General features: G+C 45.4%; 10 protein-coding genes. 5 read left to right on the top strand and 5 right to left on the bottom strand.

Translation table 11 applies throughout. From position 1 onward, the window contains the following. Positions 1–4: 4 nt before the first annotated feature. From Q1A41_RS04805 to tagH, 5 genes are all read right to left on the bottom strand, one after another. Positions 5–2,629: a cyclic nucleotide-binding domain-containing protein gene (locus Q1A41_RS04805; RefSeq protein ID WP_299975430.1), complete on the bottom strand. Its 2,625-nt coding sequence runs from the start codon at positions 2,627–2,629 to the stop codon at positions 5–7. A 497-nt stretch (positions 2,630–3,126) separates the two neighbouring features. Beyond that, on the bottom strand, positions 3,127–11,874 hold the full coding sequence (locus Q1A41_RS04800; protein WP_299975428.1) for a filamentous hemagglutinin N-terminal domain-containing protein: 8,748 nt from the start codon (positions 11,872–11,874) through the stop codon (positions 3,127–3,129). A 17-nt stretch (positions 11,875–11,891) separates the two neighbouring features. After that, positions 11,892–14,219, bottom strand: coding sequence for a ShlB/FhaC/HecB family hemolysin secretion/activation protein (locus tag Q1A41_RS04795; RefSeq protein WP_299975426.1), 2,328 nt, complete (start codon positions 14,217–14,219; stop codon positions 11,892–11,894). Continuing rightward, positions 14,216–17,131, bottom strand: coding sequence for a bifunctional serine/threonine-protein kinase/formylglycine-generating enzyme family protein (locus Q1A41_RS04790; RefSeq protein ID WP_299975424.1), 2,916 nt, complete (start codon positions 17,129–17,131; stop codon positions 14,216–14,218). Before Q1A41_RS04790 ends, Q1A41_RS04795 begins: the two co-directional genes overlap by 4 nt. Positions 17,132–17,202: 71 nt before the next feature. Continuing rightward, entirely contained in the window at positions 17,203–18,255 is a 1,053-nt protein-coding gene (gene tagH / locus Q1A41_RS04785; RefSeq protein WP_299975422.1) for a type VI secretion system-associated FHA domain protein TagH, read from the bottom strand. A gap of 432 nt (positions 18,256–18,687) precedes the next feature. On the opposite strand from tagH, the gene gdhA reads away from it, so the two are divergent. From gdhA to Q1A41_RS04760, 5 genes are all read left to right on the top strand, one after another. Further along, positions 18,688–20,055 (top strand): NADP-specific glutamate dehydrogenase, encoded by a 1,368-nt coding sequence (gdhA, locus tag Q1A41_RS04780; RefSeq protein WP_299975420.1) that lies wholly within the window; start codon positions 18,688–18,690, stop codon positions 20,053–20,055. A 374-nt stretch (positions 20,056–20,429) separates the two neighbouring features. After that, positions 20,430–21,224 carry a hypothetical protein gene (locus Q1A41_RS04775; RefSeq protein WP_299975418.1) on the top strand — a complete coding sequence of 265 codons (795 nt, stop codon included), beginning with the start codon at positions 20,430–20,432 and terminating at the stop codon, positions 21,222–21,224. Between the two features lie 49 nt (positions 21,225–21,273). Next, complete coding sequence (gspD, locus tag Q1A41_RS04770) at positions 21,274–23,229, top strand: type II secretion system secretin GspD (RefSeq protein ID WP_299975416.1); 1,956 nt, start codon at positions 21,274–21,276, stop codon at positions 23,227–23,229. 11 nt (positions 23,230–23,240) lie between these two features. Next, positions 23,241–24,704 carry an ATPase, T2SS/T4P/T4SS family gene (locus Q1A41_RS04765; RefSeq protein WP_299975414.1) on the top strand — a complete coding sequence of 488 codons (1,464 nt, stop codon included), beginning with the start codon at positions 23,241–23,243 and terminating at the stop codon, positions 24,702–24,704. Positions 24,705–24,706: 2 nt separating this feature from the next. Beyond that, a complete protein-coding gene (locus Q1A41_RS04760; protein WP_299975412.1) occupies positions 24,707–25,903 on the top strand; it encodes a type II secretion system F family protein in 1,197 nt (398 codons plus the stop codon).

Genomic DNA, 25,903 nt, shown 5'->3' with positions numbered 1-25,903 from the left:
CCGCTTAAGGTGCAATCAGCTCAACAAATTGTTCTGGATTCAAACGCTCTACCGCGCCCACAGGGCAAGACCTTACACATGCAGGTCCACCTTTCTGTCCTACACAAGCATCGCATTTAACTGCTTTTTTACCTTTATCGAGCGCTTCGTCGCTTGGTTGATAGGCCGGATCTTGACCTGGCCCATTCCCCCTACCAAACAGCATCCACTGAAATAAACCAGGTTTTTTTGGCGCATCGTAAGCCAGTTTAATCACATCATAGGGGCAGTTGGTTTCGCAGTTACCGCAACCTATGCAACTGCTATCGATAAACACTTCACCCGTTACCGCACGGTGAATAGCATTTGCTGGACAATCTTTCATGCAGTGCGGCATTTCACAGTGACGGCAGGAAATCGCGACATTGATGTGACCGTATCGCTGACCGGATTTACGATCTAAACGACTGATACCACCGTGTGTTTCCGCGCAGGCCTTTTCACAGTTATCGCAACCGACACAGAGTTTTTCATCAATGATTAAAGCACTGGTAGATTCACCTAGGCCTTCGCCCATTAAGAAAGAAATCAGAGACCCACCTTCAGGCAGGGATTCCATTTGATTAGAAACCTTTAACTTTTCACTGGTCGCCGCTTGGATATCATTAACGCGCTCAGGGTCTTGTTTTAATAAAGCAAGGAACTCTTTCTGCTTAATCATTAGGGCTTCAACACGCACCGTTGCCCTTGCCGACTCACGACGAGTTTTATCCCCCATTAATGCCATCTGGCCAATCATTTGGCCAGACTGCGCTTGACCGACCACCACAGCCTGATCATTGCGAGCACGCTCTAGACTGATGGTACCGCTGCGAATCAAATACAGGCAGTCGCCGTCATCGCCTTCTTTATAAAGATGTTCGCCCGCATTAAAGGTTTTGGTTTTGGTATTCTGCGCAATATCGCGAAGCTCGCCAACATCGGCTTTCGGGGCGAAATATTGCTGTAAGAAGCGCACCACAAATACCCAGTCGATACCACCAAGAATTTCTTCATTGGAGTTCATCAACTTAACCATGGTGCGTCGGGGAGTCTCGATCAGAATGGTATCATCGCCAGCGATCGCATTACCTACCCTCGGCCGCCCAGAAAGCAAACTCATTTCGCCGAAGAATTGCCCCGGCTTAATGGTTTGTTGGTTTTGCCCATCGGCAGACTCTAAAACCACCTCGCCTTCTACGACCGTTAGAAAGGTATTACTGTAATCGCCGTGACGATAAATATAATCGCCAGCCTTAATAAGCTTGGTGATTTTTGGGGAAGTAGGATCCGCTTCCTTTTCGGCCTTACTGACTTTTTTACCCTTCTGCTCCAACTTGGCAATGCGCTGTTGCTTTTTGTCCTTCAACTCTGCAAAACGAGCATCTTTGACCTGATCGGCTTGTAATTTTAATTGCGAAAGAATGCCTTCATCGGCTTGTGATACCAGAATATCACTTTCAATGACGAGCTCCCTAAACGCCAAAGTATTCATGCGTCGGAACATAGGAATACGCTGTTGGTAAAGACTTAGAATTTCTTCAACGTCACTGACGTAAGGCAGCATTTTTAGCTGTAAATCAAGAATTGGGTGATCTGCGGGTTTAACTTCATTGCCTCGAATATACTCGACAACATCATAACCCTGGTTCATCGCCTGCTTAATGAGCGGATAACCACCCAAGGCACCAATGACATAAATACCCTTCACATTCGATTCATACTGCGCCGTTAGCTCTGGAATCGCATCAGGCTTATCACTGGGAAACTCAATTCCGCATGATTCAATAAATTTTCTAGGAGGAATCGCACCCAAACGCGCAATGATGCGATGGCAGTTAATATCTACCTCGCCTTCGGGTGTATCCAAGGTAAGTACGCCCGCTTCACCAGCCGTTTCTGGTAGCTCTAATCGTGCAACAGAAGAACGGTAATAACAGTCAAAATCAAGATTTTTATCATTAATCGCAGCCAAAACTGAGTTTAAGTTACCCTCTTTCGCTCGGCTGAATTCTTCTCGGCGATTAATAATAAAAACTTTATTCTGTTTAGCTAGGCCCAAGGCATTTTCAATCGCCGCATCACCGGCTCCGACGACAACAATCGTTTCATCCTTGTATTCATCCGGATCATCTAACTGATATTGAACAAAGTCTGAGTCGTCGCCTGAAACCCCAAGCTTTCTTGGGTTGCCCTGCATGCCGATGGCCAAAATAATATTCTTGGCCTTGATGTTTTCGCCACTCGCAAAACCTACTGTGAAATCTCCAGCAGAACCGGTAATGCTGCTAACTTCAGATTGATAGCGAATATTGATTTCTTTTTCTTGAATGCCTTCATCCCAGGTATTTAAGATTTCTTCTCGCTTACCTGAACTGAATTCGATAGGACTACGCAGGTCTAGAAAACCTGGCTCATCCATAACATGCTTGCCTTTTTGATAACGATAAATCGTTTTTGCGGCATGCTTAAAGCCTTCAAGCAATATATGAGTAGGTTTATGATTGGGGTCATTTTTACGGGCTTGCTGATCATATTCGGCAGCGCGTGCCGCAGCACTTAGACCCGCGGGCCCAGACCCTATGACGGCTATCTCGTAAATATCAGACATGGAAGCCTTTCCTTATCAGCCTAATACGTAATGGCTATTATTCTCATTCGGCCAAATACACCATAAGTCAATCGAGTAAACAGGCGCGGCTGTGTACCAGTCAAATTTACATTTTGACCAATAAAACCAACCTGTACTTATACTCTTTTGTAACTCTGCTGTTCTTGGTGCTCTTTCACTGTAGTACCGTACTTCAGTGATCACGGTAAAATTCTTTTACTTAGTATTCTTTTATTTATTTGTTGCGCTTTCTAGTACGTAGTCGTAGTTGTTTCGCCGCGCTTTATCGTTGCTTTTCGTGGCTTGTTTTCTTTTATTTGATTCCACTTTAGTAGTTAATCATATTGCAAGCAGGCAACAAAGCGCTTTTGACAACAATATTCACCTATATTTATAAGTGCTATTCTATTACGTACTGCAAAGCAGCGTGATACCAGTTTTTAGTGATTCACAGGCCTTAATTTGGCACTTAAAGCAGTTAATTTTCGTTTCATGGCCTATTCTTCACCTGCGCCATCCATTTCTTCTTCTTGGGCGCTCTCTATCAGAGCATCGACCAAGTCGTCATCACTATATAAAGCCGATGTTTCAGCGCTATTGCGCACCGAGGAATTACTATTAATAAACACCTTAATTTCAGAGAACACGGCCAAACTGATATTGATCTCTGGCTGTACAGTAACGACCTTTTCCTCAGGGACATTCACATTGATCGAGTCAGCATTAATGGTCGCCGTCTGCGAAGTCGTAACCTGCCCCACAATATTAATATCACTATTAGAATTAATATTACTCTGGCCCAAGGCGTTTAAATCGCCTCCAACATCTACTGAGCCCTCAACTTGCAACTGCCCGGAACCATCCAAATTTAGATTTGTATCCGTAGACAAACCTCCATTTAAAACCAGGCGAGCCTCATCAATAACATCGATATCACCCTGACTGGAAAGATCTCCCGCTACGGTAATTACACTGGAATCAGTGGCTTGCAAGCCATTACCAAGGATTACATTGGAGTCAATATTTGCAGTTGCCGCCCCCGAACTGTTAATCGTACCTAGAGCCTGAAGAGTGCCAGACACATTCAATTGGCTATCATCGGATATAGCGAGGCCACCAGTAAATCCGGCATCACCAGCCACATCTAACTGTACTTGCCCAGCCAGATTGAGATCACCATCTAAGTTAAGATCCCCTACCTGTAACTGGGCATCACCACTTAAGAGCAAAGATTGCACATTAGGTAAGTTGATTTGCTCTATAGACTCAAAGCGTTGCAAAGCTTCAACGCCATCATAATCAATCGAGCCGATTGCTGATGTTTCAAAATCAATTGCAACAGTCTCTACAGCAGCAAAACTCAAACTATCTTGCCCGCCGCCCCCATCAATGCGCTCAACACCGGTAAATTGATAAGATCCACTTTCAACAATACCTATATCGAGCAGGCTGAAACTGTTATCTGAATTGTTACCGGTCAAATGTCTAGTGTTATCGATTAACTCAATTGAGCGAATTTCTGTATCCGCTATCAAAAGGTTATTGTTTTCTAGCAATAGACTGTCAAAGCCAGCAGCGTCCAGACGGTCGCTACCCGCCCCCGCTTGCAATATTTGCACATCTTGAAGCTGAAAACCATTAACTCGGAATGATTGTTCAGCTAAAAGCTCAACATTGGCATCGAAACCAGAAAGTGCTAGTTCACCGACCTGAGTAAAACTCTGTATATTACTCAAATCCACAGTAGCCGAAGTAACGGAACCATCCTCTACTTTTAGCCCTAAACCAGCTAATTGCAGACTATTGTTACCGGCTCCAGCATCCACTGAACTAACAGCAGCAAATTCATAGTTGAGCAAAGAGAACTTATCTTCCTCGTCACGACTTAAAATATCATCTGCATCGGTCAACACCAGTGCACCCGTGTTGGAAAAGAGTTCAACGCCGCTAAAAGTAATGCCTTCTACACTGAAGCTATCTAGGTCCAACATATTCAATCCGCGACCAGCGACATCAAGGCTATCACGCCCTTCCCCCGCATCAACGACGTTCACATCTGAAAAGTTAAAGCCCGAAACTGAGATTGAGCCATTGGACTCAATTTGAAAACGCTCACCCTGTGTACTGCCACGCACCGTACCGGTATTAGCAATTTCTTCAATATTGCTAATACGAAAATCACCTACGGTAAAACCGTCGCTCTGCAAATCAGCACCTAGGCCATTCAAGTCAATCGTATCCAAGCCACCTGCGCCATCTAAACCCGTCACAGCGCTAAACTGAATTCCGGCAATGGTAAGCTGATTATTTGGGAGCAATTCGTAACGCTCTGCCTGCCCCGTGCCAATCAACTGACCTGTATTACTAACGGCATTTAGACCTCGAATAGAGATACCTGCGGCTAGAATTTCACCAGCCGATCTCAGCTGCGCTCCTCTAGAGCCTATATCTCCGCTTGTAGCCTCAAGGCTGGAAAGGCCGCTAAAACGAAAGCCCGCCGTTTGAATTTCATTGTCATTGAGAACCGTAAAAGACTGCACGCCACTCAAGTCACTGAGTTGAGAGAAACTATTAATATTGACAAAGCTGATGCCGCTACTGATTAAACGAGCGCCATTCAAAACCGCCGCTGCATTGTTCAATACTACCGAGCTGCCGCCGTTTACTTCACTAACACCTGCGAAGTTAATATTATTAACAAGAACCGATTGATTGCCTTGCACTTGATAGTTTTCATTAGCTCCAAATATTTGCCCAGTGTTTGAAACTTGAGTAATTCTGCTAATATCAATGTTGCGAGAGTTAAACCCACCGGCCTGTAAAGTGGCACCAGCGCCATCCAAATCGACTTGATTTTGCAATCCAACGTCACCAATCAAGGCATCCACGCCGATAAACAAGACACCCGTACTCAGGTCGCGAACCTGCCCATCTGCCTCAATAAGAAAAGAAGTGCTGGCATTGTTACCAAGTAATGTAAGTTCACCGGTTTCAGCAAATACTTCAAAGTTCTGAAAATCTATGCCTTGAACTATATTGGCGCCACTATTAATTTCTAAGCCGGTGTTGAAAACCGCCAGAATATCATCTTGGCCACCACCATCTACGGCCTCAATGTTTTCAATTAATATGCCGGACGTAGTCGGCGCCTGGTAAGTTACTTGATTATCTGCGAATCCACTTGGACTGCTGGCACTGGCAACTAGCGCAAATTGGTCCACCATATCAGTACCAATAACGGAATCCGTACCCGCTGCCGCGTCTATTCCTGTGACGCCCCAAAAAAGCGCCGTATTAGAATTCCAGCTGGCATCTGCAGCACCAGCATCAATAAAATCAAAGCTGTCATCCCCAGCAGATCCTAGCAATGCACCAACGCTTCGATAGTTTGCCACATTGGATACATTTATCGATTGGGCAAGCACCCCGCTTGCCGTTAGCTCAGCACCGCTATTATTAATATCCAACTCATCATTACCGGCAACCCCATCAAGCTGATCAACACCACTAAAGGTAACGACGGCACCATTTATGTCGATTTCAATCTCATTAGCAGAATTACTAATAAAGGAATCATCACCAGAGGTTCCGGCTAAGGTACCGGTATTTGAAACAAGCTCATGGGAAAAATCGATGCCTTGGCTATTGAAACCGCTAGCGGTGACCGTTGCATTTTGATCATTAAGATCGACAGTATCGTCTGTCTGGGATACAACTGCAGTTACACCATTGTAAGTTCTTTCTGAAGAGTTCGCTGTTAGCGAGCCACTACTCTGCACAATAAAATTATCTGCAGCGGCAGCATTCCCTGTTAAAACAGCAACGTTATTGGTGACCTCATTATTACTCACCACTACACCATTAACGGTATAGCCTGTGCCAGCTATGCTGACTCCGGCTGCTGACGCATCGAGAGTATCGCTCGAGCCAGCGTCAGCATCATAGCTATCGACTTGATTGAAGCTGATACCGTTATAGCTTAATTGCTTATTAGCTGAAATCGTGACCGCATCATCAGCGCTCGTGCCACTGACAGTGTTGCTATTATTCACAAGCGCAACATCGCTGACCGATATGCCTCGACTGCTAAAGCCTGTCGCAGTTAAATTAACGCCCTGACTCTGAACATCCAGGCTGTCGCTGCCCGCGCTTCCGCCAGCTAGCGCATCGACTCCATCAAAGCTAATGTTACTGCCATTTACTTGCACACTAATTTGATTATTGGCGCTCGCGGTAAAGGCTTCCGAATTGTTAGTACCGGTGAGCGTGCCTGTATTGGCCGCTGTAGCATGGTCGAAAGCAATATTTTGGCTACTAAAGCCTGTGGCCGTTAAGGTGGCATTTTGATCATTCAGATCAACAGTATCATTAGATTGGGATACGACTTCAGTTACACCATTGTAAGTTCGATCTGAAGAGTTTGCTGTTAGCGAGCCACTACCCTGCACAATAAAGTTATCCGCAGCGGCAGCATTTCCTGTTAACACAGCAACGTCATTAGTGATCTCATTATTACTCACCACTACACCATTAACGGTATAGTCTGTGCCAGCTATGCTGACTCCGGCTGCTGACGCATCGAGAGTATCGTTCGACCCAGCGCCTGCATCATAACTATCAACCTGATTGAAGCTGATACCGTTATAGCTTAATTGCTTATTGGCCGAAACAGTGACAGCGTCATTTCCCGCTGTGCCAAGGACACTACTACTGTTATTAACTAATGCGACATCACTGACCGATATGCCACGACTGCTAAAGCCTGCCCCAGTTAAATTGACGCCCTGGCTCTGCACATCCAGGCTGTCGCCTGTAGCGCTTCCACCAGCAAGTACATTAACACCATCAAAGCTTCGGTTGCTTCCGTTTACTTGTACGCTGATTTGATTAGCTGCGCTCGCTGTAAAGGCCTCTGAGTTCGTGGTGCCTGTTAAGGTTCCTGTATTTATGGCAGAGCTATGATCAAATGCGATATTTTGACTAACAAATCCCGTAGCACTTAAAGTAGCATTCAAATTATTCAAATCGACTGTATCTTCGGCGTTACTGATGACGCTCGCCACTCCCTCAAACACCATGTCCCGCGCAGCTACAGTATTTAAACCGCTTACCAAGAAGGTATCAACGTCTCCACTTGCACCATGCAGTGTTGCATTGCTGCCACTCAGTAGCTCGATATTATTGGCAGTAAAGCTACTTGCTTGTAAATGATTGACTTGGACGGACTCATCACCGGCTAAAAGAAAACTGGAGACAGCGCCACTTATGCGATCTTGATCGCTATCATCGCCGGCTTCACCACCATCTAAAACAGTGACTCCATTAAAACGAATACCATTTACTGTGATTCCACCTGCTCCATCGATCACAAAATGTTCTGGAGCTGCGGTTGCTGTTAGTTCATCCGTCTCAATCACTTCGCCGATGCCACTAAAGGTGATTGATCGACTGTCAAAACCCGTTGCAACTAAATCAGCATTACTATTGTTTAAATCGGCCTGATCATCACCGCCGCCACCTATAACTTCATTGACTCCACTGAATACTGTGTCCGAACCATTTATATTGACCGTTACTTGATTAGTAGCAGATGCATCAAATTGATCATTACCAGAAGTGCCAGTTAATTCTCCTGTATTACTCGCACTACCATGACTAAAGTCGATATCTTGACTGCTAAAACCTGTCGACGATAAAGTTGCGTCCTGACCATTTAAATCGAGCACATCGTCAGCCTGACTTATTAGTGAATCAACATCATTAAAATGCCTTGAGCCAGAAGCGACACTAATGCTGTTCAAACCTTCGACCCTGAAGTTGTCTTGGCTGCCACCACCGGTCAATTGCGCAACATTATTTGCAGTTTCATTGTTACTCAGCAGTACACCATTAATAATGTAATTACTGCCATCGAGCTGCACACCGGCGTTATTTGCATCTACAACATCTGCGCTCCCGTCAGCAGCATTATAATTATCGACACCGCTAAAGCTAATCGAAGGAGTGCTAATCTCTTTAGCCCCAGTTATAGCAACACTATCATCAGCGGCAGATCCCGTTAAGGTAACGGTGTTAGTGGCACTCTCAATATTACTTACACCGATACCGCGACTGTTGAAGCCTGTCGCTGTAAGTGTTGCCCCCTGAGCAGACAAGTCTAGACTATCTGCTGTACCACCCGCTCCGTCTAGGCTATCTACGCCCCCAAAGACTCTATTGCTTCCATCAATAACAACACTTACTTCGTTCTCGGCGCTTGCGCTAAATGACTCGTCTGCGGCGGTACCTGTTAACACACCCGTATTTAGAGCAGCTGCATGATCAAAGTTGATGCCCTGGCTGCTAAAGCCATTTGCCGTGATAAGTGCGTCTTGATCATTTAGGTTCACAACATCGTCGGCTTGCGTGAAAACAGCGGAGACACCATTAAAAGTTCTTGCACCAGCATCAACCGTCACACTCTCGGCACCCTGAACAACAAAGGTATCGCTTGCTGTCCCGCCTGTTAAAACACCTGTATTTAAAGCACTAGCATGATCAAAGCCAATACCCTGGCTACTAAAACCAGTCGCGCCAATAAGTGCGCCCTGGTCATTTAGATTCACAATATCATCAGCTTGTGTCACTACCGTAGTGACGCCATTATAGGTTCTAGTGCTGCCATTAGCTGTTACGCTAGCGCTACCTTGAACGACAAAGGTATCTATCGTCCCACCACCTGTAAGCTGCGCTACGTTATCGTTGATTTCGTTTTGGGTAACGGATATACCGTTAACCGTATAGTTTTGACCATCTAGTACAGCACCGAAACCGCCAAGGTCAAGCGTATCGCTGGTGCCTGCGGCCGCATCGTAACTGTCAACATTATTAAACGTTGTGCTCCCGGCAAGAAGTTGCTTTGAAGCGGTGACAGTCAATGAATCATCATTGCTAGTTCCTGTTAGCGTCGTCGTATTATTGACAAGCTCAACATCACTCACTGTAATACTACGGCTGTCAAATCCAGACGCGCTTAATACAGCCCCCTGATTAGAAACGTCAAGACTATCACCAGTGCCGCTACCACCATCTAAGCTAGCAACATCATCAAACACCACATTGCTGCCACCAACAGATACCGTGATTTGATTTTCAGCAGAGGCCGTAAAGGATTCAGCACTGCTGGTACCTGTTATACTATCGGTATTGCTGACACTGTTAATATCGCTAATGTCGATATCATTCACTGTGTAGCTGCTTAAACCTAACTGCACTCCCGAATTGGCAGCATCGACTGAATCATTATTATTGCTACCCGCTATACTATTTACGCCGGTAAAATTGATGGTTTGAGCCAACACATCAACATTTAAAGCATTGGCGGCGGTAATGAAAAAATCACTTCCTGTTGTCGACGCGCTCAGCGAGTTGCTTCCGCCAGCACCCAGATTAAAATTAATCGCCGAAGCGCTGATGTTATTAAAATCCAAGCCCAGATTGTTTAAATCAAGGGCATGGTTACCGGTTTTATAGTTGAACGATAAGGAACCTGCTGTGCTGAGGAGCGCTGTAGGATCGACGCTATAGCTCAACATATCTAAATTGATATTGGCTGCAGTAATATTACTGTTTATAAAAACCTGATTCTGGGCATCTAAGTTAATATCACCGGTAATATTGATGTTGTTATTTAGAATAATATCTGTCTCAGCCTGCAAGGTAAGACTATTACCACTGACTGAGCTAATATCAGCAGATAAGGTCAAATTTCCAGAGCCGGCCATGCCTGCGTCATAATCTGATGTAGTAATCACAACATTATTATTGACTAGATCGATCGTAGACACTGAAATTTGATTAGGTCCAGCTGCCATGCCTGTAACGATTTCCAATTCACCTGGGTCTAATAACCATGTGCCTGTTTGACCACTGCGAGCATGCGTACTAACCTTTCCGCTAACGCTTAGCTGATTAAGCGATGAGGTTTCTACCAAACCGCCATCACCTGATTGGGTACCGCCTTGGGCCGATATTAAGCCGTGAAAATGCGTACTGTTGTCGGACCAAAGAATAACTTCTCCGCCATTTCCAGACTGCTTCGCATCAGCATAAATTTTTGCACCGCCTGCAACATAAAGATTTTGAGCATTGCGAAAGCCCTCTAGGCGACCGAGATAGCCACCACCAATTAAGGCCTGCCCACCACCAAACTGACCGCTTACATCAACAGTCGCCAAAGCGGCTAGCTGGATATCCTCTGCCTGTACCCATACTCTGCCGCCAACGTCGCCACGAGCAACGATATCGCCTAAGAGCTCAACAGACTTACCGGCAATATCAACACTACCTGAGTTATTATCACCAGAGCTATCTATATTGCCATTTATTTTTATGGCGCCATTGGCAGCAATACTTACCTCGCCGCCATCAAAACCCGTCGCCTCAACAACCCCCTCATGGTTGACGGCAAGATCAAATAAATCCTTCGCTGATTCTGCCTGCATAATGACCCTAGCAGACTCACCTTCTATCTTTCCTTTATTATCAATAGCTGCCTTTAGGCCCGCATCGTTATTGATTACCTCTTGGGTAACCTTAACACCAAGAAAATTCTGATCATCGAAAGTCAGGTAGAGCTCACTGCCCGCCGCCAGAGAAACATAGCCCATATTCGCGCTCAATATACCTTCGTTAGAGATAGATTCCCCAAGAAGATTCACAAAGCCACCAGTCGCTGCGGAAATTAGGCCATGATTGATAATACGCCCCTGGCTAGGATCGACGTCTTTGAAATAAAAATGACCGTTTAGGAAATCTTCTTTATCTAGCCACAGACTACTGGCAGTGAAGCTACCAGCATTAATCAGCGCATTTTCGCCAAATATCATTCCCCGTGGGTTGATAAGCAAGACATTACCATTGGCATTGATCTGGCCATTAATTTGGCTTGGGCCATTTTGTAAAATATGATTGAGTACCCAAGCGTGATTGTTGGGCTGAAGAAAATTTACAACTTCCTGGCTATCGAGATCAAAACTGCTCCACTCTACGGTTAATAAGTCGCTGACCTGGTTAACGTTAGTAATGTTGGCGTTTTGCTCGATATTACCGACACCCTGAACCACACGCCCACCTTCCGGTGCTGCGTGTATCTCTATTCCAAAACCTGCTATCACAGTTAGCTGAGCTAATCCTACAGCCAAGGCCAGAGGTTTTCTGCAGTTTTTATTGTTTGCTTTAGCTCTACTGAATTTGAAATTTTTCATAATCAATACCTTGCTAACTAAATCCGATAGCTCAAGCTAAAATAAACTGTATCTTCAGGCTCTGGAACGAGCTCAGCAAAATCCGTACTGACATCTTTGCTGCCGGCAAATGAATAATTCAATTCGAGATTTAAATTTTCTTGCCACTGATAATACAAAGACAATCCCGCCGCCTGAAAGCTGGCCTTACTATCAGATTGCCCTTGCAGGGCATTAAGTCGGCCTTCAGCCGCCTCAATAAATACAGCAATGGATACATCATGATCATCAGAAAACCCCTCACCCAACCAAGAATTCACGTTTGCCAACAGCTGTAAATTGCCATAAATTGTTTTATCCGCGGTGAAATCGGCGGTGGCGAATGTCTTAACGCCATAGGGCCCGCCGATAGCTTGACGCTCAAAGGTTGGCAATAAATCATCTGAATATACGGCCTGAAATTTCGCATTTAGCCGGAGTGGCTGATTGGAAACCTCTACTGGCAAAAGAAACAAGGTGTCCCCGCTCAAGGTGAATTTTTCATAGCTACGACTTATCACCGTATCTTTTAAGTCTTCTTGCTGACCAGAAAAATAGCTAAAACGCCAATCCGTTAACGCCCTTAGCGAACTTAATAAGTAATCCACTTTGACATCGACTTGATAACCCTCTACCTCTGTTTCCAAGCCATCAACAACAGACTTATCACCCAACTGCAAAGTAACTGTGGTATCGGATGACTTTTTCACTGCCGAAGCACCTACACTGAAGTTAAAATCTTTTGAGCGTAGCCAGCGATATTCCATACTTAAACTGCTGGTTGCCAAGTCTCCTTGTGATAAAGCCTTATTGGCGCCAACACCACCTAGGGCCTCGTACTGTGTCTGCTCATGTGACAGTACAATATTTGCCTTTAACTCTAAAAATGGAAACTTGTACTTAGCTGAGCCATAGCTGGTATTACTCGGCGAAGAAGCTTGCAACACAGCTATGTTTAAAGAATCGCCATAACCGAGCGCGTTATACCAATCAAAGCCTGCTAGCACTCGATATTCTCCGGTTGCTTTAGAGCCGTAATTGTCGCTACGCAGTTGTAATTGCCACTTCTCTTCTTCCAAGCCAAGGTTCAATCGAGTCTGGCCGTTCTCCTCTCCAGGTTCGAAAAAGCCTGCTTGTACACTCAAACCAGGAATATCATTTAATCGAAAATACGCGGTTGATACATCACTGCTTACGGGCTTATCTAGATAAGCTGCAAAGGCTGACAACAAGGTCTCTCGGCGGTATTTCGTTTCATTGATATTACGAAAATAAACATCGGCTAAATAGCCGCTGGCGATCGCCAATTCCAAAATACCATCGGCGGCCCTGAAATCTTGCTGAGGAATATAAGCTTTTGCGAGGATAAAACCCTGTGCTCGAATATAATCTTGTAAGGTTTCAGAAATTTTCTGTAAATTAGAAAAGCTCATAGCGTGTTGCTGTCGCAACACTTCAAGTTCTTCGGTAATCAAGGCGTCATGAACATTGTCATAACGCTGCCCCGCGGAAGAATCAAGAAATGCTTGATTCAGCTTAGAGGCCAAGATATTGAGATCAAACAAGCTGAAACCATGCGCAGCATCATTACTCAGTCTCGTTTGCTTTTCCTTCTGCTGATTCAAGAAGCTAAACACCTCTTCCCGGTCAATAGGCAGATCTTGCTGAGTACTTGCCTCGCCTAAGCGCAATTCATTCACCCATAATAACTGCGGTCGACTTTCATCAATACAGTCAGACCACTGGGGCCTTAAGGAAACCTCAATGCGATTTTCAGCACTGCTTAGCTGGAACAAGCAACTGAAATTTGCATCGAAAACCCGCAACACACTATTTTCGACAATTTCGGCCAGGTCTATATCTTCTTGCTCTAGATAGTCTTCCGTACTACGGGGGTCATGCTTGCCCTTCCAGTCATAGACCATATTGAACAAAGCTTGCTGCTGAACATCCGATAAGCGAGTTTTATCTATACTAACCGGCGCGCCAATATCAAGTTCAGGCATTAGTAAGCGAAGGTATTGGGCAAGTGAACTTAAAGCGCCAGGCTCAATTCGATCAGCTTCAGTGAATAGCCTTTCCCTTTTGAGCAATTCAGCCTGTAGGGCTGGCAATCGCTGCATCCACCATGCTTTATCGTAGCGCTTGAGTAGAGCCGTATCAAATTGTTGATCTGCAGCATTAGATGCAGGCTGCAATGCCGCTTGTGACAATTCGAGCTCAAAGCGCTGATCGAAAAAATCGAGGCTGAGATTTTCTTGTTGCGCCAATACAAAACCTGGGCCAACAAGTGCAGTAAGCGTAGTTAATAGCTTAATAAATCTCATGGCAACAGCTTCACTACTCGAAAGCCAGACAGCTGATCACCAGAACTGGGAACTATATCCAAAGCCTCTAATGTGCAGTTTTCCATTGCTGTTTTATGGTCCGCGCCTGCGGCTCTGAAACCTTCAGGATGCATTACGACCTCGCGTGCATTGCCGACATGGTTTACCAAGCCCCAGCGATTGCCTGCACCCATGTCGATCGGCAATAAGCTATCTCCCTTGTGAATACCACGAGATTTCAAGGTACAATTGCGACCAGTATCTAGCTCAGATTGTCGCGCTGAAGCGGCTTGATACCATTGTTGGTAACTGGGAATTCTGTACTTGAAGCCAGTATGATCGCTTAACCATTCAGCGTAAGCTTGGTAAAGCTCCACTGAGTAACCTGTAACTGGCATATTGGCGGAACCCTGCATAGCTTCGCAGCTTCCACTTTGCGTACAAAAGATGTTGAAGTCTTCAATGCTAATTTCATATTTTGAAATCGCGAAGGGTTTTTGCCCATCAACTTTGGGGATTACCACTAATTCTGGTCCGCGCTGATCATCCTCATTTAAAAAACGATCACGACAGCTGTAACGCTGTCCTCGGCCCGCAAAAGATGACTTACAACTGTTCCAAGGGTAAATTTCCATTTCCAAAAAGCGATCAGCAGCAAAAGGGAACAACTGCGCCGCTAAGCCAGCCTTCACTTTTGCGTCTTGAGTATTGCCATAACCATAGACCTGAACACAGTCAATCAGTTGAGTAACGCTTGCCTGCTGAGCGCTTGAGATATCGCCTTGAAACACGGGGTATTTTGCTCGCAAACTACTAAAACCTGCGGCCAATGCTCGTAAGTCTAAGTTAAAACTACCACCACGGCCTTCACGCAATAAACCGGCCTGACACTGCTCTACATCGTTTAACAACTGGCTTTTATCAGCCTCAAAAGCCGCCAATAAACGACGCCTCTCGGCCGCAAGCCTCGCCCTTTCTCGCGCTTCAGCTTGAGCCGCCAGCTCCGTTTGATAAGCCTTATATTGCCGATCAATTTGCTGCTCTACTTTTTGAAGTTGTGCTGATGAAGAGTTTAGGGTTTGCGCTCGAGCAAGTAATCGACGAGCCTCATCGAATTTTTGATCGTCTGAAGCATCCGATGCACCGGCGAGATAGGCATCACTTAATGTGAAATTATAATTACTCGCCCAATTAGCCAATGTCTGTTTGGCTTGCTGAGTTTTTAAACTATGCTCTTGGATAACTTTTTTGAAATCGTTTCGCTCACCAAGCGCATGCCCTTGCAATCCATCGCGCCAGGATTCATCTTTATAAACCCGCAGTAACTCATTCATAATTACCGCTGTTTGCCGCTGCCAAAGTGCCCCTGTATCAAAGCTTAAACTTCTTTGATCAAGCAGTGACTGTAACTCGCCAGCCTTATCATTGAGCTGTGAAAACTGCTTAGAAAGATCATCTGATACCGTCTGAACCTGTCTTTGCAGGTCCATTTCTTGTTGTTGTATCGCCTGCTGCTGCGCTAGCGCCTGCTTTTCTATCTCAAGCTGTTTTTCTTTCTCATTGGATTGATAGGCTCGATACCCAGCTAGGCCCAATAGCAACAGTACAGCCACCGAGCCCATCGCTACCGGCCTGCGCCACGGATTAACAATTGGTACAAATTCATTTAAAAAGTCATCAACGGTGGCAAAGCGATTGGCACGCTTTAATGATAAACTCCGACGTAAGGCCTTCCATTGGCGGCGATTCAACTGTGGCAAGCGTTTAAGCTTTAAACGCTGAATAGCGACTTGATCTGCAGGTTGCTTTTCAAAGGGATGCTTGCCGCTTAACAGCTCATAGACGATACATCCGAGCGCATATACATCACAACTTGGCAGTGGCTCTTCGCCAAGTAGCATCTCCAGGCTGGCATAAGCGGGGGTCAATGCACCGAGGCTGTTTGGGTCGAAGACGGTTTTATCGTCTTTTTGATCGGTTTCTACACTCGAAACCGCACGGGCAATACCAAAGTCAATAACCTTGGCTACATCGCCATCACAAAGAAATACATTGCCAGGTTTAAAATCGGCATGAGTAATTCGATGACGATGGGCATGGGCCAGCGCATCACCCATTTGACGGGTTAAATTCAAGACCTGCTCTAGCGGCAAGCCCTCAGGCTTTTCTTTAATGACGTCTTCTAGCGAGGCGCCAGATAAGAGCTCCATGGTCATAAAGACCATATCGTGATCTCTATCGAAGTCGAAGACCTGGACAATATTCGGATGAGCTAGCGTTTGCGATTTTCGCGCTTCACGCTGTAAGGAAATAAACGCAGAAGGATGATTTTTAAAATTTTCATTTAGGACTTTTACCGCCACCCATGGATCGCGATCTTTCGCTTCTACCTTGCGTAAATCTTTCGCTTTATAGACCGCGCCCATGCCGCCAGCACCTAATAGCGATTCCAATACGAAACGGTCTTTAATGACCGTCCGGCCGTGCTCATCCAGCTGCCCGGTGATAATAAGATCAGGGGACATGGTGCTGGGAATAGTGACGTTTTCGCCTTGCGCTGCCGCTTGACTATCTTGAATAAATTGAGTCGCGTTGACAGAGCCCCCAAGCATAATGGTGCGATCGTCACCGGTTCCCGGCGCTTGAATAAATTGGGTTTTTTCAGTGGCTTTGGGATCGTCTAACTCAGCACTTGCGAGTAAAACCGTTTTATCACTGCTGTCAGCTTGGGAGGGGTATTGAATTTGGGTCTTATTTTGATCTGCACAAGCGAGTGGGTTATCGGCTGCCGTATTTTCGACAGCCTGAATAACAGTTTTATCCTGACTGGATTCTTGCTCGGCTCCGCTAACGTGCCCTGTTGTGTCACCAGAAGAGCTTGTGCCAACTATAGGTTGCTTATCTTTACTCACGACTTCATCCCGGCTAGACCAGTCGCACTCCGTATGCGACTTGAATGATGCTGGCAAGCCTGGAAGAAGCGCTAATTCACAGTATTACCTTGTTTACGATCCATATTGATCAGTTGCAGCTGCTGCTCATAAGCAGCGGCAAAATCTTCAATAAATTGATCATTTACAGAGCTACGCTGTGCGCCAACCATCTGTTTATAATAATCTTTATACATATCCCAAGGTTTTTGCTTCGATGAAAACAAACCCTTGGTTTGACTCATCTGAGCAAATTCACTTTCCAATTGATCGGGATGAAAACGCATCATCATTTGCTGAGATGCCTGCATCATCGCGGCCATCATCGCTACTTGGTGATCAGCGATATCTTGGAAAGCTTCTTTAATACTGTTGGCAGGAGCCATATAGCCTTCGCCTGACTTGGCAAACATGGTCTCCAAAGCCTCATCAGCCGAAACAGAGAACTTCAATGCATTATTGTTTGCCGGCTGTATCTGGGTCATATCCATATGCAGCTGGCTTTTCATATTTCTCCGATTACCCAATATGACCATAACGCCTTCCACGCAGCGTTTAACCACATCACAAATCTCGGAGGAAATACCATTAAGCTGTTCTTCACTCATTCCCTGTAAGCCCAGTTGTAATGCTAATTGGACAGGGTCGGAGGTAGAATTACAATCCCTTACCTGAGGGGGAGGCGTCGCCGAAGAGGCCGGCGGTTGAGACGCCACTTGAGGAATAGATGAGCTTTCTGCAGCGATACTGACCACATTTGATTGTGGCGACTGGTTTGGCTGCGCACTTAGGCTGACCTTTAAAAGATACTCACCTGCGCCTAACATTTCGCCTTGAGAGATAACATGGCGACGACCGACGCCTAGAGATGTTGGCGAGCCATCGATAAAAAGTCCATTGGCCGATTGATCGATGATGGTAAATTGGCCACCCTCGAAAGTAATAACCGCATGATTAGAAGACACATAGCGCTGGGGATCGACAAGTACAATGTCGTTATTGGCCGCACGCCCCATTCGACAACCTACCGCCCAAAACCGGAACGACTTACCCAGCATATGCTCAGCGCCGTGGGGGGCTTTTTGAACCGTTAACGTTAACTCCATCACTGGCCTCGTTGTCTATGAGAGGGTTGCCTTCCAATGAACCCGATTCTACTAGTTATCCACTGTCAACCTTAACAATTATGTCCTTACGTTTGCAACTTAAAGTAACTTCTTATCTTTGCCTTACCTTAAGTATGGCACACTGCTGCCGCAAACATAGCATATAGCAGCTTTGTTTAACTAACTGTGCTTTTAAACGCCAAACTGGATACTAGCAGGCAGAAGCGATAAATGTGCTCACTAGGGCATGCTAAAAGTGACGCTTAAACACACCTCCAGCTTTAATTGCCAAGCCAACTCTGGCAATGTCGTTGGTACTTTGGCTGCTACACTTAAGCAATAAGATCGAATTTTTAAATACTAGCGCCAATGCATTGCTCTAATTAGCCAACAATAAAGAGTATAAGCGAGCTACTCATCAAGGAGCCAAACATGACACAACACTCTAGTGCCGTTCAAAGTGAAATAGATGATTTTATGCAAGGCCTGATTCGTCGAAACCCAGGCGAATCAGATTTCCACCAGGCTGTACATGAAGTTGTAGAAACAATAATCCCCTACATACAAGACAAGCCTATTTATAAAGAAGCGCGTATTCTGGAACGTATGACAGAGCCCGATAGAATCGTCAGTTTTAGGGTGTGCTGGGAAGACGATGAAGGCAATGTAAGAGTAAATCGCGGCTATCGAGTACAGTGTAATAATGCAATTGGCCCCTACAAGGGTGGCCTTAGATTTCACCACGATGTCACCCTATCGACGTTAAAGTTTTTGGCCTTTGAACAAACCTTTAAAAATAGCTTAACCGGTTTACCTATGGGTGGCGGTAAAGGTGGCTCAGATTTTAACCCCAAGGGTAAATCCGACAGAGAGGTTATGCGCTTTTGCCAGGCCTTTATGACACAGTTGTTTAGACACATCGGAGCCGATACAGATGTACCGGCCGGTGATATTGGGGTTGGCGCTAGAGAAATCGGCTATATGTTTGGCCAACACAAGCGATTAACCAATGAATTCACCGGCATCCTTACCGGCAAAGGCCTTGAATATGGTGGTAGCTTAGTAAGAACGGAGGCCACAGGATTCGGCGCCGTTTACATGCTTGAAGACATGCTGAAAGTACGAAATCAAACTCTCGCAGGCAAAACTGCTGTCGTTTCGGGTTCCGGCAATGTCGCCAGCTACGCCAGTAAAAAACTTATCGAACTTGGAGCCAAGGTACTAACACTGTCTGACTCATCGGGCTTCATTCACGACCCTCAAGGTATTGATGAAGACAAGCTAGACTTTGTGCTGCACCTTAAAAATGTAAAGCGTGGCCGAATCTCTGAATATGTAGAGGAATACCCTGAAGCGAGTTTTCATGCCGGCGAACGCCCATGGAAAGTACCCTGCGACCTCGCCTTCCCTTGCGCCACCCAAAACGAGCTCCTCGAAGAAGATGCATTGATGTTGGTTAAAAATGGCTGCATGGCTGTCTCTGAGGGCGCCAATATGCCCACCACCGCTGGTGGCGTTGAGGTGTTCCAAAAAGCTCGCATTATGTACGCACCCAGTAAAGCCGCAAACGCAGGCGGGGTTGCCGTATCAGGGCTAGAGATGAGTCAGAATTCTGCCCGTATTTCCTGGGATGAAAGTAATTTAAACCGACAACTGCGCAATATCATGCAGACCATTCATGATAACTGCATGGAGTACGGCCAAAACCCAGGGGACGATTATATTGACTATGTCCGCGGTGCTAATGTTGCCGGTTTTAACAAAGTTGCCAATGCCATGATTGCCTACGGCGTCATCTAGAAACCGGACAGCATAGATCTAAAATCACACAGTGCTGCATTAAGGCCTAATAAAGCGCCCCAGGGGGCGCTTTATTATTCAAGCGCTTATTTACAGCTATTCCACTCCTAAGCCGAATTGCCAACTCATACATTTGAACAAATCATGAGCGCGTTATACTTTTTGATTACCATTGCCAAAAATAGCCATAGCAGCGAGGGGTAATCCTAGGTAATTTTGTGTTAGTCTAAGATCACTTACTCTGGACAGCAGCACCCAACAAAGCGCCACCTTGTCACCCAAATAGAGGTGACAGGCAAAGCTTAGGAAGCTGGTTTAAAAGCAGAGTTAAAAATCAAATAAAATGTATAACTTAGTATTTCGGCAACGGCGGCATGTCATTAATTCGCGCAGCACTATACCCCATTTACAGCCACTTACCTCTCGGCCGTAATCGCCTAGCGATCCTAGAATGGCTTTTCCTAGTCATCGTTTTAGTTATTGTTTTATTGAGCCTGGTTCGCTACCTGTCACCCAACAAAGCGAATACTGAAAGCCAGCCCCCCTTAGCCACGGCCGAATCTGAAGCGAAACCTCAAATATCAACAGATAAAATAGACACAATTCTTGATCAACAAGCCAAGAGCTGGCAGGAGCTTGATCAAGTTGAGCTCGTTGGCCTAGTTCGCAGTAACGCCAAACAGTCTTTTGCGATTATACGCTGGCATGAGGAGCAACTGCTTATGTCGGTAGGCGAATATTTGCCTGAACAAGATAATATTTCGATAACAGCCATCGCCACTGATAACATCACGTTATCAGGCCCCTGGGGTGAAAAGCGCCTAGGGCTTAATGGAAAAGAAATTAAACAAGGGCTTTCAGAAACTGTTATCAAGTTGCCACAACTCAAAACAATCGTCTTAGAGCAACCCAATTCACTTGCAGATCACATCCAGGCACAGGCTAATTACCAAAACGGCAAACTTACGAGCTTATCGCTAGCCCCTAGCACGTCAGCCACGCTTTTTACACAGGCTGGATTAAAAACTGGCGACCAGCTTACCCACATCAATGACACACCCATTGCCGATATCGGCTTAAGCTCTGTGCCCAGACTATTGAGCAGCGGGAAAATTGAACTGCAATTAAATCGAAATGGTACCGAGCGCCAACTCACACTAGTTTTTTAAGCAAACCTTTAACTTAGGATTAAGCCTCTTTACCTTAATGGAAATAACAATGATAAAAAACGGTAAAATCTCACCACGCTTGCCTCTTAGTAAGACCTTGGGCAGTATAAAAAACAGCGCACTTCGAGTTCAGGCTTACCTGCTAATTGTTATTGCTGCATCCTTTGCCCAAGCGGCAAAAAGCGAACAATTTGAGTTCACCATGAACGATGTCGAAATGCGCGAATTCATAACCTCAGTAGGTAAAATAACAGGGCGAACAATCATCATAGACCCGCGCGTTAAAGGTCGGGTAAACATCAACAGCCGAAAATCCTTAAGTGCCGATGAAGTTTATGAAATTTTTCTCAGCCAATTACAAGCACATGGGTATATGGCTGTATTACAAGGCGAAAACATATTAAAAGTCGTGCTCGCCCCGCAGGCAAAACTCGAAGGCGGTTTAGTTTCCATAGGTGAAGATACCGAGGCCAGCGACGCAATAATTACCAGGGTTATTCACTTAGATCATGTCGCCGCTAAAAGCTTACTTAATACTTTGCGCCCTCTTGTCGACAGCCGAATTGGTGTTATCAATGCTTATGAGCCAAGCAACACACTAATCATCACTGACCGATCAGCCAACATTAAAAGACTATTAAAAATAGCGGAGAACGTAGATCAGCAAGGCCAACAAGATTTAGAAGCCATCCCTTTAAAGAACAGCTCCGCCGCTAGCATGGCTCAACTATTAAGCGCCCTGCTAAAGGCAAACGGGGATGAAAAAAACAACAAAGTCGCCATCGCCTACGATCAGAACAGCAATAGCGTATTACTGCGAGGACCCAGCCGAGAACGCCTAAGATTTCGCAGCATTTTACGAGAGCTAGATAAGGGTAACGATCAGCAGCAACGCCACCAGGTGGTCTATTTACAATACGCAAACGCTATTAAGCTACAAAAAATTCTACAAGGCATTGAACAGCCAAAACAAGGCATCGCTGGCAAACAGCAGGCCAATACAGATAAAGCACTCAATGTAGAAGTGGATGAAGATATTAATGCCTTGATCTTAACTGGCACCCAACAAGCCGTAAGTGATGCTAAGGCACTTATTTCACAACTGGATATTCGCCGCGCACAAGTACTTATTGAAGCAATAATCGTTGAGCTCTCTGATTCCTTAGCGAAAGAGCTCGGCGTACAGTGGTTGGTCGGTAAAGATGGCCAGATTGGTGGCGGCTTAAGCAGCAGCGTTGGCAGCTTGAACGCCGCTGCGCTAGCTGGCGCCTTGCTGACTGATAACGATAACGCATTGAATAACGCCCTATCATCGGCAAATGGCCTCAATCTCGCAGGTGGGCGATTACGCAGCAATGGCTTAAGTTTTGCTGTACTCATTAATGCCCTATCTGAAAATACCGATTCCAATATTCTGTCGACTCCTAGCCTTTTAGTCACTGATAACGAAGAAGCTTCCATTCTTGTTGGCCAAGAAGTTCCGTTTATCACCGGCTCAACTACAGGCAGTAACAACAGCAATCCTTTTCAAACCATTGATAGAAAAGAAGTCGGTATAAAATTAGAAGTTAAGCCCCAAATTAACGAAGGCAATGCTATACAGCTAAAGATCCAACAGGAAGTCTCCTCTCTTACCGGCTTACAAGCCTCGGATCTCATAACAAATAAACGCACACTAAACACTACGGTTCTTGCTGAAGACGGCGAAACTATTGTGCTTGGCGGCTTGATGGATGAACGAGTTCAATTAGTTAACTCCAAGGTTCCGATACTGGGCGATATACCACTACTTGGCCGCGTTTTTCGGAGCGACAATAGCGAGAAAACCAAACGCAATCTCATGGTTTTCTTACGCCCAACCATTATCCGAGATCAGCAGCTATTAAATGCCATAAGTCAAAAGAAGTATCGCTATATACGTGCGGAGCAATTGCTAAAACAGGACACCGGCGTCCCATTGTTAGATAACGATATTATTCCAGTACTACCGGTATTCGAAGAGTAGGCGTGTATTAGATGGATAAATTGAACTTCGAATTCGCCCGTCAGAACGCTATTTTTGTGAGTCATAGCGACTCCACTATAAGTCGTGTTTTTATTACCGCCGATACCAGTTTAGACAGCTTATTGGAGGTGCAGAGACGTTTAGCTCCGGGGATAGAGGTCCATCAACTTGAAGCTGAGGAGTTTCAAGCAAAGCTTCAGAGCTTTTATCAATCTCAAAGTGAAGTACTGGACGAAGACGCTATAGAAGAGCATAGCCTCTGGCAAGACAAAGATATCGAGTTGCTTGCCGAGGGCGACGACGCGCCCATCATTAAATTGTTCAACCGCTTATTAAGCCAAGCAATTCGCCGCCAGGCATCAGATATTCATATAGAGCCATTTAAAGGACAACTTGCTATTCGCTTTCGAATCGATGGCGTCTTACAAGAAGTCCAAAGCCTACAGGGTGAAATTGCCCCTCGCCTTTGTTCACGTATAAAGGTTCTTGCAGAGCTGGATATTGCTGAACAGCGGCTCCCGCAAGATGGTCGTATGACCGTAAATCTTGCAGGCAAACCCATAGATCTGCGCATTTCAACCATCCCTGCGAATCACGGAGAGAGATTAGTACTGCGCTTACTCGATAAGTCCCAGCAACAAATAAGCATCGACCAGCTAGGCCTCCCAGGCCCTTTGTTAAAAGAGTTCAAGAAAGTTATCCGGCAAAATCATGGGCTTATTCTGGTTTGCGGGCCTACCGGAGCAGGGAAAACGAGCAGCCTCTATGCGGCCCTACAGGATATCCATAGTAGCGAAAAAAATATTCTTACGGTGGAAGACCCTATCGAGTATGAACTGGCAGGTATCGGCCAAGTGCCGGTTAACTCAGCAATCGATATGGGTTTCGCCAAAGCCTTGCGAGCCATTCTGCGACAAGATCCAGATGTACTTATGGTTGGAGAAATACGAGATGCCGAAACAGCCAGCATCGCGACTCAGGCCAGCTTAACTGGCCACCTGGTTTTGAGTACTCTGCACACCAATAATGCGGATGAAGCAATTACTCGTCTATTGGATCTCGGGCAGGAATCCTTTTTGCTGGCCAGTGCGCTCAAAGCAATTATTGCCCAACGCCTATTAAGAAAACTATGCGAACATTGTCGCCAAGCCAGTGAAATATCTACCGAGCAGGCTGAACATCTTGGCCACCTTAACCTTGCCGGGCAAGTTATTTATGAAGCTAAAGGATGCCCTGGGTGTGATCAAAGCGGCTACAGTGGACGAGTAGCCGTTTTTGAAATGATCTTAATAGATAAACACGCACAGCAGCAATTACAGAAAACAAACCTCGAAGCCATTAATGCGCAACAAGAAATCCATTTTAAAAAAGTACATGATCGATCCTTGCATAGCCACTGCATAGATAAGCTACTTGCTGGTGAAACTACTTATGAGGAAATCTTGCGGGTTTACAATGTAAGCCAAGATTACTGAACATGCCCCACTATCATTATCGCGCGATTGACAACAAAGGAAAGCTAAGCAGCGGAATCATCACCGCTGAAGAGACCACTGTGGCTAAACAGCAGCTAAGAGATCAAGGGCTCACTTTGTTACAGCTTAAAGTGCATAGCTCCAGCAGCGGCTTTAAGCGGCTTAGCGTCAAACGCCGATTAAAGCCTAAAGAGGTATTGCTATTCACCCGCCAGCTGCACAGCTTTTACGAAGCCAACATAGCCGTTAAGCAAGCCATTGAGGCCATCATTTCCCACAATAAACTTGACAGCCTAAGAAGCCATTGCCAGCAGCTAATTCAGTATCTCAACGAGGGCCAGAGTTTAAGTAAAGCATTGCAAAATTGCCAAGCGGGGTTTGATGAATTGTATATCGCTCAAATACAAGCAGGAGAAAAATCCGGCAAGATGGCACAGGTCCTAGAGGCTTTAGCTCGCCACCAAGAAGAGCAGATTACACAAAACCATAAAATTAGAATGGCCAGCTTATATCCCAGCATTCTTTGTTTCGTAGCCTTTGCTATTGTCGGCCTATTATTGAGCACAGTAATGCCCAAATTGATCCATCAGCTAGAAGGTAAAAGCGAGATACCACTGCTAAGCCAAATAATGATTAAGCTCAGCGAATTTAGCCAAGACTATGGTTTGCTTGTGATAGTTGCTCTAGTCATTTTGATTATCGCTAAAAAACTGTTTTTCAGCCACCAACGATGGCGCTCAAAAATAGCCAGCCAGCTACCGATTTTTAGAGAACTCATTCGCCGAAATGATGCCAGCCGTTATCTATCCACCATTGCCGTACTGTATCGCGCTGGCATACCACTAGCCGAAGCCGTCAGCTCTTCTGCAAGCCTAATTAAACACCCGGCCTATAAACAACACCTTTTAACAGGCCAGCAACAACTTAAGACAGGACAACGACTGACAGAGTTCTTGCAAGACAGTGATCTTTTAAGCCCAAACAGTCTATTGTTAATCAGCAATGGTGAGCAAAGCGGGCGACTTGGCCAGATGTTAGAAAAAGCGGCTAAAGAAGAAAAGCAGGAGCTTAACAATAGTATTGATATCGCACTTGCTATACTGGAGCCCGCCTTAATTAGCCTTGTTGGCATAATCGTATTTTTAATTGTTCTAGCCATTTTACTTCCACTTATGCAAATGAATGCACTCGTAAGCTAA

Source organism: uncultured Pseudoteredinibacter sp., assembly GCF_947502065.1.
Lineage (GTDB): Bacteria > Pseudomonadota > Gammaproteobacteria > Pseudomonadales > Cellvibrionaceae > Pseudoteredinibacter.
The sequence above is the reverse complement of the archived record's forward strand: the minus strand, read 5'-3'. Positions and strand labels throughout refer to the sequence as shown.